This window comes from Yoonia sp., assembly GCF_046498525.1.
Lineage (GTDB): Bacteria > Pseudomonadota > Alphaproteobacteria > Rhodobacterales > Rhodobacteraceae > Yoonia.
This window is the reverse complement of the sequence record NZ_JAWOAN010000240.1, coordinates 1-10,694: the sequence shown is the minus strand read 5'-3', so window position 1 is coordinate 10,694 and position 10,694 is coordinate 1. Positions and strand designations below refer to the sequence as shown.

The following is a 10,694-nucleotide window of genomic DNA, read 5'->3' as shown; positions in this document are numbered from 1 at the left end:
GTACCATTCATTGCGATCGTAGCTCTATGTTGGCTCGTTTTAAATACTTCACCGTGCTCGCGCTGCGGCGGGAGTGAGGCGGACGGACGCGCCCGCCGAGTAATTACCTATAAGCATAAAATATATTAGCAAATATTATACGGCGGCATATCGAACGACTGGTGATGACTGAACGTGTCGCGGCCACGCCGGGGCTGTACCCGCTTCCGGACTGGGCGAAGGAGACGCTCTCCGACCTCAAGGGCCACCAGAAGGGTGACCTCTTGAGCGGCTTCAAAAGGTATGGCTAGACCGGCAATTGTTCCGACCGTCGCTAACCCGGCTCCACGCAAGAAGGTTCGACGGCCTTCTTTTTCAAGTTTTCCCTTTGCGTATTGTGCGGATGACGTCACTTCCGTCTGGCTATCTTTAAAACTTTCCATCGTTCACCTCCCTGACAGCACTCGTGTTAGAAAACGGTACTCCTGCCGACACTTCAGTCAACGTTGGAGTAAGCAATCACAGGTAATGAGCGGTCCGTCGCGCGTGAATCGAGATATGAGCGCGATTGTTTGCTGAACGCGCATTCAATTTTTGCCGTGATCACTATCAGAGCTGAACTGTCCGCCGTTCAATTGAAATTGGCGAAAGTCAGGTCGCGGTCTCAGGAATACCAATGAACGAACGGAAAACTGAACTGAGCATGAAGCACGATCGGTGTTGGCAGTGATACCACTTTCAGGTTCAATCTGAAGAAGAGAGGCCGTAGCTTTCACCGCAGAGTGTGCAATCGCCGTAGTGCCCACGCCTGCCTCGTTCGAAAACGCAGCTCGCTTGAAGCCCTTTGATATGTAATACATCGGTCCACCAGAGACGGTCCCGTCAGGGTATTCGTTGCGGTCTTTCACACCGAGCATCCACCGTTTCGACAAAGAGTGTCCGTTCAAGTGCCGTGTCATAGCCGCTGATCATGGGAAAGGTGTCGAGGCTCAGAATATCACCGGGCCTCCAGCCTGCGCGCCGTCACGGGATTGCGGCCCCCTAAACAGCCATAGGCGGCAAAGAAAAGTCCCGGCGTTCAGGAAGAATGGTTTGGGGGCCGTATATTACATACCAGCGACACCATCGGCCGCCCTTAATGCCCGCTCGAGAGGAACGGGCATTAAATTCATGAAGATACTGACGGTGGCCTAGCTTGGACTCATACCGCGCAGGCGTTCCGATCTGCGGCGCAGCAATTCCAGCGTGACAAGCAACACAACAGAGATCGAGATCAGCACGGTGGCCGCAGCCAGAATTGACGGGCTAATTTGCTCGCGCAGGCCGATGAACATTTGCCACGGCAGTGTTTGTTGTCCGACGGAGCCTACGAAGAGCACGACAACAACTTCGTCAAATGATGTGATAAAGGCGAAAAGCCCCCCGGAAATGACACCCGGCAGGATCAAGGGCATCTGCACCCGGAAGAATGTCGTCACCGGGTTGGCACCGAGGTTTGCGGCTGCGCGCGTCAGCGATTTGTCAAAGCCCACCAAGGTCGCCGTCACGGTGATGATCACGAACGGCACACCCAAGGCGGCGTGGGACAGAACGACACCCCAATAGGTGCCTTGCAATCCAATGCGCGAATAAAAGAAATACATGCCAGCCGCCGAAATAATCAGCGGCACGATCATCGGAGAGATCAAAACGGCCATGATAGCGCGGCGGAACGGTACGTGGCTCTGGCTGAGGCCGATTGCCGCCAGAGTACCTAAAGAGACCGAAATCAGCGTCGCGACCGGCGCAATTTTCAGAGAGTTCTTCAACGGTGTCATCCATTCGGTGCCTTCGACGCCCCACATCTTGCCGATAATCATGCCAAGTACCGCGCCGATGACGATCGGCATGACGTTAATGGCTCCCTTCCAGAAATAGAGCACTGCAGAGCCTACCACCCCGATCGCCAACCCTACCGTCAGCCCGAACCATGGCGACCCTTCGGTGCCAAAGAATTCGCGGTAATGCTTGAGCGAATATCCATCGGGGTCCAAACGCAGCATCTCGGGCGTGAAGGTAAAGAAGTTTTGCGCGTTAAAGCTCAGCGGGATAATTGTGATGATCGGCGCGATCAGGAAAAACAGGATCAGGCCGCAAATCACACGGAATGAATAGTACCAGATACGCTGGCCGGTTGATGCATACGGTGGCAGTCCCATGGCGCTAGCCTCCCAATTTTACGTTGTCGATGCCGACGATCCGGTCGTAGGCCCAGTAGAGCGCAAGCACGACCACAAGCAGGATAGACCCCAAGGCCGCAGCCAAGCCCCAATTCAATGAAGACGAGATGTGGTATGCGATCCGGTTGGAGATGAACACACCTTTGGTGCCGCCGACGATTTCGGGAGTAATGTAGTAACCGATAGACAGGATGAAGACGAGGATGCAGCCCGCGCCGATACCCGGCACCGATTGCGGGAAGTAGACCCGCCAGAATGCTGTCCAATCCGTGGCACCAAGCGACTTGGCAGCGCGCAGATAGCTGGGGGGGATACCTTTCATCACGGAATAAAGTGGCAGGATCATGAAGGGTAGCAAGATGTGCGTCATCGCAATAATCGTACCGGTGGCATTATTGATCAGGGCCAGTCGCGAATCATCGCTGACAAGCCCGATCCAGACCAGCGTTTCATTGATCACCCCTTGTTGTTGCAACAGAACCTTCCATGCCGATGTCCGCACCAGCAATGATGTCCAGAATGGCAGCAAGACAAGGATCATTATCAGGTTTGCACTACGGTCTGGCAGGTTGGCCATCAACCATGCGATGGGATAGCCCAGCAGGATGCAAGAGAAGGTAATGGTCAGCGACATCCAAAGCGTACGCCAGAATAGTGTGATGTAAATCTGAACGTCTTCGTCAACCACCTGCGCCCCTGCAGGCGTGAGTTCCAGATCAACGGCTGTCAAAAAATATCCGGCCGTGTACGGAGACGAGAAAGTCTCGATTGTTCCCCAAACCTCGCGGTCGGCCCAGTCTTCGTCCAGCGCAAGAAATGCTTCGGAAAACGAAAAATCGGCCATGGGAGTGGCAACGGCAGCCTGCACTGCAGCGAGTTCCTGCGCGCCCACACCTGTGTAGGTTAGATCACCTGAGGACAAGTCCTGTGCCAATGCCAACCACACGGATTCCCAAGGGTCCTCTTCGGCCGGTATATCTTCGTCGATGACGTGGGTGAACATTGCGAAAGCAGCATACTGTCGTGCGGCATTGGGCAGGGCCTCAGCTGCCTCGTCAGACAGATAGGTGCCCGGCGGCAAACTTAATGCTTCATCCGCGATGGATGACGCCCATGCACGCGCACCTGCGGCATTGCTGCCTGCATTGCTGTCATCCGTCAAAAAGATGCTGGCCCAGAACGCGCTGTCATCAAGCGCGGCACTGGCGTCCTCCATAGCCTCGATGATATTTTCGCCCATATCGTCAAGCGAGCGGCCGGTCTGCCGGAACAGAGATGACATTCCTGTCGTTTCATAGTTCAGGCGCCCGCCCAGCTTCGTATGATTTTTCGCCTCGGCAGCAAAGAACATATCGAAATACAAGGCCTCATAAACGGCCTCGGAGGGCGGTTCGGTTCCGCTGTAATCCCAATCGTCCAATGCGATGACTGTCTGGGGCAGGGTTTTCGAAGTGATGTCATCCTGCACGGAGCGGAACAACATGTCGAAGATAGGAGCGACGAACGATATCAGGACAAATGCCAACAATGGCAAGATCAGTAGAAAAGCGCGTAGTTTCTCGCGCCGTAATGCACGGTTCAAGCTCGCCTTGAGAGGGCGGCCATCTGCGGCGACGATCGTGCCTGGAGCATCTGTCATGATAAAAACCGTTTCCTAGTGTACCAAGGGCAGGCCTAAGCCTGCCCTCGTTATTTCACTTATTGCGACAACCACGCCTGGAATTTTGCATCCAGATCGTCGCGGTAGTCAGCCCACCACTCGTAGTTGAAGACGAACGTGTTCTCAGAGTTGGCAGGGTCGGTAGGCATGTGTGGTGCCATCTCGATACCCAACTCGGCGTGTGTGCTGACCAGTGGTGCCGACGACTTACGAGCCGGACCGTAGCTGATGTATTGAGCCTGATCTGCAAGACGCTTTGTGTCTGTCGCAAAGCGGATGAAGTCAAAGGCACGGGCTTCGCGCTCGGGGCTCAGACCCGCTGGGATGATCCAACCGTCAAGGTCAAACATCTGCCAATCCCAAAGCATCGAGACAGGCTGATCCTGCTCTTCGATCAGGCTGAACAGACGACCGTTGTAGGTCGAACCCATCACGATTTCACCGTCAGCCAGCAGTTGCGGCGTATCTGCACCGGCATTCCACCAGATCACGCTGTCCTTGATCGTGTCGAGCTTGGCAAACGCGCGGTCTTGGCCTGCGTCGGTTTCGAGTGTGTCATACACATCTGCGATGTCCACACCGTCACAGATCAACGCCCACTCAAGGTTGCCGATCGGGTTCCGCTCGAGCGAACGCGTGCCAGGATATTCTTCCAAGTCGAACACGTCGCAGACGCTTGTTGGCGGCGTGTCACCAACCAGATCGTCGCGGTAGCCGAAGGTCGTGGAATACACGATCTGCGGAATGAAGCAGTCGGAAACGATCAGATCACCGAAATCTTCAGTGGGGGCTGAACCGTCGTCGCCGGGTGCCAGCACTTCATCGTGGTCGATTTCAATCGCCAAGCCTTCGTCGCAAAGGCGAATTGCATCGGAAGCCACAACATCCACAACATCCCAAGTGACGTTGCCTGCCTCGTTCATGGCGCGCAGTTTGGCTACCGCTTCGGACGAGCTTTCGTCCCAAACGGCTGTTACGCCTTCATTGGCGGCAAGATATGGTTCGACATAGGCTTTCTGCTGGCTGTTCTGATAAGCACCGCCCCAACTGACCAGCGTCATATCATTGGCCATATGGCCTTCTGCGTAGGCGAACCCCGCGATTGCAACAATCGCTGATGTGCCTAGAATTATAGATCTTTTCATCTTTTTCTCCCGTAAGATGCGCCCGTTTTATCGGTTTGAAAGGCAGCCGTCAGACGCAACGCGCCACCTCATGCCATAGCGCCTTATGCATCTAAGGCGCGGCAATCCTCTGGTAGCCACCCGATTTCGATCTGCTCACCTGGGGTCAGGCGGCGTTGATCGGGGGCATTACGTGTTTTGACAACGAAGTCATCCATACCCGCCACACGCAGACGAGTACGAAAGATATCGCCCATATAGATAAACTCAAGCACCTCGGCTTTGAGCGTGTGTGCATCGGCCTGAAGCCGCTCGCGGTTGAATTCAACGCGCTCCGGCCGAATGGAGACTTTGGTGCGCTCGCCTACGCTTGAAACGTTCACGGGCTTTGCGTCGATGATGTCACCGCTGTCCAGACGGACGGTACAAATGTCGCCATTTACGGCGGTCAACACGCCCTCCATGGTATTATTCTCGCCAATGAATTGCGCGACAAAGCTATTGGTCGGCGCTTCATAGAGTTCATCAGGCGGTGCCAATTGCTGGATGCGACCGGCCTCGAACACCGCGACACGGTCGCTCATGGTCAGGGCTTCGGTTTGGTCGTGCGTCACATAGACAACCGTGATGCCAAGGTCATGCGCCAGACGTGTGATTTCGAATTGCAGCGTTTCACGCAATTGTTTGTCCAGCGCGCCGAGGGGTTCATCCATCAAGATCAGTTCAGGTTCGAACACCAAAGCACGGGCCAGGGCGATCCGCTGTTGCTGACCACCCGAAAGCTGGGCAGGCCTGCGGCCGCCAAATTCGCCCATTTGCACCATATCAAGGGCGCGCTTGACCTTTTGTTCGCGATCCGACTTGCCGATCTTGCGCACTTCCAGCGGAAAGGACAGGTTTTCGGCGACAGTCATATGCGGAAACAGGGCGTAGTTCTGAAAAACCATACCGATCCCGCGCTTGTGCGGCGGTATGTTGTTGATCGGGTTTCCATCCAGCCGGATATCACCATGCGTCGCGGTCTCGAAGCCGGCCAACATCATCAGGCAAGTCGTCTTGCCAGAACCCGAAGGCCCGAGCATCGTCAGAAACTCGCCTTTAGGCATCGACAGGTTGAGATCTTTTACGACAAGCGTTTCACCGTCATAGCTTTTTTGCACGCGTTCAAACTCAACGAACGCATCGTTGTCACTGGCGTTGGCCAAAATATCTTCTCCCTGGTGGTGCGTTTGTGACCACTCTCGTTTTCTTCCCCGACTAAAACGGTGCCATCATTGATATGCAACCAGAAAGCGGCGACCTCGGGGCTAGAGGGCCTAAATTGCAAACAATTGCCCAAATTCCGGGCGCTTTGTGTAGATGCCGGACAAGCGCAGCATAGTCCAAGCAAGTGCTTGATTACTAGTGATAATCGGGATTCCTAGCAGCTCTTCTGCTGTAGTGATAACATCCAGACAGCGCAGATTTGTGCACGAGACGATCACGGCGTCACAAGGGGCCTTTGCGGCCACTTCCTTGATCGCGGACAGGATAGAATCAGGTGAAATCCGGGCGACGACTCGGTCATCGGCTGCTTCAAAAGAGCCAAAACCGGAAATTTCAAAGCCAGCTTGCCGCAACATTTGACACATCTGCGCAGACACATCCGCAACATAGGGCGTCACGACACCGATGCGCCGCACTCCAAGCGCAGTTCCCGCCGAAATGATTGCGCTCAAAGGGTTTGAAACCTGGGCACCGGGACATACCGATATGATTGCCTCTGCGACTTTTGCGGGTCCGATGAATGTTGCTGCCGATGTGCACCCGAACCCGATTGCATCAAATCTGATCTCTGGGAAAAGGCTGGCGGAAAAGGGCAAATCTGCCTCCATCTGGACCAGGGTATCCGCGCTGATAGTGGGGGCCATCTTGATGCGACTGACATAAAGCGCAACACCAGCGCGGGGAATGATGCGCCTGAATTCATCCTCCAGCGTTTCATCGGCCTCAAGGACGATCACGCCCAGATTAGCGTGCGTGCCGATCCCGCCATCTGTCTTGAAATCAAGTTTCATGGGGATATTCCTCAGATCACCGGCAACTGTGGCGCGGCGCGTTCGGTCAAGAGCTCTGCACCGCCCTGACGTACCACGATGTTTTCTTCGTGTACCATGATCCGGCCGGTGCCGTAAGACAGCGAGGGTTCAATCGTAAGCACCATGTTTTCTGCAAGGACAGTATCGTCCCAAGCTGCCAGCGATGGCCATTCCGTCAACTGCATACCAAGCCCGTGGCCCAGCCGGCCCACATCGCCACCGGTCGGATCAACCTTGGAGATCACCGCTTTCATCGCCGCAAAAAGGTCGCGGCAGGTCGCGCCCGGACGCGACGCGGCAATTCCGGCCTCTGTCGCCTGCCAAAGCACGTCATAGGCGCTGCGCGATGCGTCATCTGCCGCGCCAACCGCCCAATTGCGGTCGAAGTCGCAAAAGTATCCATCCCAGATCGCGCCCGTGTCGAGCATCAGAATATCGCCATTTTGCAGTGGCCGTCGTGAGGGCGGTGAAATGACGTCGTGATAGCCGCCCTGATCCGCGCCCCCGACGAGGTAGGGAACATCATCAGCACCCTGCAAAAGGGCTTCGCGGCGAAATGCGCGAAACACCTCTTCCAACGGCATGCCTTCTTTTGCGGTTTGGGGCACAGTTGCAAAGTTGCGCGATCCGACCGCGCAAATGTATCGGAGCTTTTCGATCTCGGCCTCGGATTTGACCATGCGCAGGTTGCGGATAATGTCGGTCGCGTCAGCCCAGTGCAGGCCACCAAGTCCGGCAGACAGCCGCTCGAAGTCGCCAAGCGGCATTCGTAACTGGGTTTCGTGCCCTTTGAGAAGGCCGATGACATCGCCTGAAAGTGCAAAGGGCGAAAGCAGTTCGGTCAAAAGCCCGATGCCGTCATCATCGGGGGCAGGCGCGCTCCATGTGCGAATGTCGTCCAGCCATGTCTTGCGCATCAGATCGGCCCCGATTTCGGGTATGATCGCAATTGGCTTGCCCGTGGCAGGTAGGAACAGAAACCACGGGCGCGTCGGGCTCTGCCAGAAAAGGGTGTGAAATCCGCTGAAATAGCGCACTTCGGGCTCTGTCATCAAAAGCAATCCCGCGAAACCCGTTTTCGCCATCGCCGCTTGTGCTTTGACCGTGCGGGCTGCAAATTCGCTTTCCGTAAACCCGCGTTCAGGTGCGTTGTTTAACCCGCTCATACCGCACCTTCGTTGTTTTACGATTGAAATCCTGCGCAGGATTAACGGTGATTCGGCGATTGCTGCAAAACAATTATGGTCAAGACGGGGGCTCACTTCACTGATGGAAACAAAAGACACGCTTGATTTCACCCCTGATTTCGCAAAGGCCCATGCCTATTTCGAGGCTCGTGCCGACTACGTTCCGACCCCGATGACAAAGATCAATGGCCCCCGCGGGTGCGTCGTGCTTGCCAAGGATGAAACCGGCCGCTTGGGGCTGGGCGCTTTCAAGGCCCTTGGCGCACCTTACGCAGTGGCGCGAATTCTTGATCATAAATGGCAGGAGCAAACCGGCGAGGAAACTCTGAATTCCCCTGCGGCGAAGGCCTTTGTCGCCTCTCAGACATTCGTTTGCGCCAGCGCGGGTAACCACGGGGTTGGCGTGGCGGCAGGTGCCCGCGATGCGGGGGCAAAGGCGCGTATCCATCTTGCCGATACCGTGCCGGAAAGCTTTGCGGAACGGCTGCGTGCGCTTGGCGCGACGGTTGTCCGGTCCGGCGCGGTCTATGAAGACAGCGTGGCCGCAGCGACCAAGGACGCCGAGATATCAGGTGATATCCTGCTCGCTGACGGGACGTGGCCCGGCTACACCGAAATCCCGAAATGGGTGATGGAGGGCTACTGCGTGATCGCAGAGGAGTTGCGTGCAGTGTTTGAAATATCGGGTGAATGGCCGACGCATGTGTATCTTCAGGCAGGTGTAGGTGGGCTTGCTGCGGCGATGGCGCACATGATCCGTCTGAATTGGACCGAACAGCCTGAACTGTTAGTGGTCGAACCGCAGGCGGCAACCTGCTTGCAGGACAGCCACAAGGCGGGGCGGCCAACCCAAGCTACAGGACCGGAATCCAATATGGGCCGGTTGGATTGCAAGGACCCGTCCATCGTTGCGTGGTCGGTATTGGAACGCTGCAACGTAAGCTATGCGATGCTCACCGAGAAAGAGGGCGCGACCGCCGCCAGTCAGGTGACTGCGCTGGGCATTCCGACCACCCCGTCAGGGGCTGCCGGATATGGCGCCATCGCGCATGAAAATGATGCGCTTTTGGAAAGCGATGATTATCGCCCGTTGGTCATTATTTCGGAAACAGCCACTTAAACGACCAGTCTGCGCAAATTTTTGTTGCGCACGCGCCGTTTTGGTGGCTCCTATGACACCCATACCTTGGCAATAAAGGCATTGCGCGCTGCTGCCGGGGTGAGCGGAGCTTTCCCGCAGGATGCTGGCAGCAAACCAGCCATATCGCGCAAACGGCTCCATTCATTTCGAAACAGACGGCGCGCCGTCAGAGCCCTGAGGTTTGCAATGCTACACAACGATCAACTGGAACAATGGGATCGCGACAATTTTTTCCACCCATCAACCCATCTGGCAGAATTCGCCCGAGGAAACCTGCCGCAACGCGTCATCAAAAGCGCATCGGGCTGCCATATCGAGGACCGTGACGGCAACCGCATGCTGGATGCCTTCGCCGGGCTTTATTGTGTGAATGTCGGCTATGGCCGCCCCGAAATTGCCGATGCTATCGCAGATCAGGCCAAGGAGTTGGCCTATTACCATTCCTATGTGGGTCACGGTACCGAGGCGTCGATTACCTTGGCCAAGATGGTTCTGGACCGCGCGCCGGACAATATGTCCAAAGTCTACTTTGGCCTTTCCGGGTCGGATGCCAACGAGACCAACATCAAGCTGATCTGGTACTACAACAACATTCTGGGGCGGCCCGAGAAAAAGAAGATCATCTCGCGCTGGCGCGGCTATCACGGCTCCGGCTTGATGACAGGGTCTTTGACCGGTCTGGGGCTGTTCCACGCCAAATTCGATCTGCCATTGGCGCAGGTCATTCATACGGAGGCCCCTTATTACTTCCGCCGCGCCGATATCGACCAGACCGAAGCGCAATTCGTGGCCCATTGTGCGGCAGAGCTCGAGGCGCTTATTGCCCGTGAAGGTGCCGACACGATCGCGGCCTTCATTGGGGAGCCGGCGCTGGGCACTGGCGGGATCGTTCCACCCCCAGCCGGATACTGGCCGGCAATCCAGACGGTTCTGGACAAACACGACATCCTTCTGATCGCTGATGAGGTCGTGACCGGTTTCGGCAGATTGGGCACGATGTTCGGGTCGGATCACTATGGGATGCGCCCTGATATCATCACCATTGCCAAGGGTCTCACCTCGGCGTACGCGCCTTTGTCGGGCTCTATTGTGTCCGAGAAGGTTTGGGAGGTGCTGGAACAGGGGACAGATGAAAACGGCCCCATCGGGCATGGCTGGACCTACTCTGCGCATCCCATCGGGGCTGCGGCAGGTGTGGCAAACCACAACCTGATCGACACGTTGGGGTTGGTCCAGAATGCCGGCGATATGGGGGCTTACCTGAATAACGCGATGCAAGACGCATTGTCGGATCACCCCAATGTCG

At 56.1% G+C, this 10,694-nt stretch carries 9 protein-coding genes and 1 pseudogene; 2 read left to right on the top strand and 8 right to left on the bottom strand.

Translation table 11 applies throughout. The features are described from left to right. Window positions 1-125 precede the first annotated feature (125 nt). From R6T97_RS14555 to R6T97_RS14520, 8 genes and pseudogenes are all read right to left on the bottom strand, one after another. A complete protein-coding gene (locus R6T97_RS14555) occupies window positions 126-422 on the bottom strand; it encodes a hypothetical protein (RefSeq protein WP_410350015.1) in 297 nt (98 codons plus the stop codon). A 472-nt stretch (window positions 423-894) separates the two neighbouring features. Further along, a pseudogene (locus tag R6T97_RS14550) lies at window positions 895-1,021 on the bottom strand (creatininase); the annotation flags it as partial. Between the two features lie 148 nt (window positions 1,022-1,169). After that, complete coding sequence (locus R6T97_RS14545) at window positions 1,170-2,177, bottom strand: ABC transporter permease (RefSeq protein WP_410350014.1); 1,008 nt, start codon at window positions 2,175-2,177, stop codon at window positions 1,170-1,172. Between the two features lie 4 nt (window positions 2,178-2,181). Next, window positions 2,182-3,837 (bottom strand): ABC transporter permease, encoded by a 1,656-nt coding sequence (locus tag R6T97_RS14540; RefSeq protein WP_410350013.1) that lies wholly within the window; start codon window positions 3,835-3,837, stop codon window positions 2,182-2,184. A gap of 59 nt (window positions 3,838-3,896) precedes the next feature. Further along, window positions 3,897-5,003: an extracellular solute-binding protein gene (locus tag R6T97_RS14535; RefSeq protein WP_410350012.1), complete on the bottom strand. Its 1,107-nt coding sequence runs from the start codon at window positions 5,001-5,003 to the stop codon at window positions 3,897-3,899. 83 nt (window positions 5,004-5,086) lie between these two features. Then, window positions 5,087-6,187, bottom strand: a complete 1,101-nt coding sequence (locus R6T97_RS14530) for an ABC transporter ATP-binding protein (RefSeq protein WP_410350011.1) — start codon at window positions 6,185-6,187, stop codon at window positions 5,087-5,089. 111 nt (window positions 6,188-6,298) lie between these two features. After that, window positions 6,299-7,039, bottom strand: a complete 741-nt coding sequence (locus R6T97_RS14525; RefSeq protein WP_410350010.1) for an Asp/Glu racemase — start codon at window positions 7,037-7,039, stop codon at window positions 6,299-6,301. Window positions 7,040-7,050: 11 nt separating this feature from the next. After that, window positions 7,051-8,226 carry a M24 family metallopeptidase gene (locus tag R6T97_RS14520; RefSeq protein WP_410350009.1) on the bottom strand — a complete coding sequence of 392 codons (1,176 nt, stop codon included), beginning with the start codon at window positions 8,224-8,226 and terminating at the stop codon, window positions 7,051-7,053. A gap of 103 nt (window positions 8,227-8,329) precedes the next feature. On the opposite strand from R6T97_RS14520, the gene R6T97_RS14515 reads away from it, so the two are divergent. After that, on the top strand, window positions 8,330-9,367 hold the full coding sequence (locus tag R6T97_RS14515; protein ID WP_410350008.1) for a pyridoxal-phosphate dependent enzyme: 1,038 nt from the start codon (window positions 8,330-8,332) through the stop codon (window positions 9,365-9,367). A 207-nt stretch (window positions 9,368-9,574) separates the two neighbouring features. Next, window positions 9,575-10,694: aminotransferase class III-fold pyridoxal phosphate-dependent enzyme (locus R6T97_RS14510; protein WP_410350007.1), on the top strand; the 1,120-nt coding region annotated here is incomplete at its 3' end.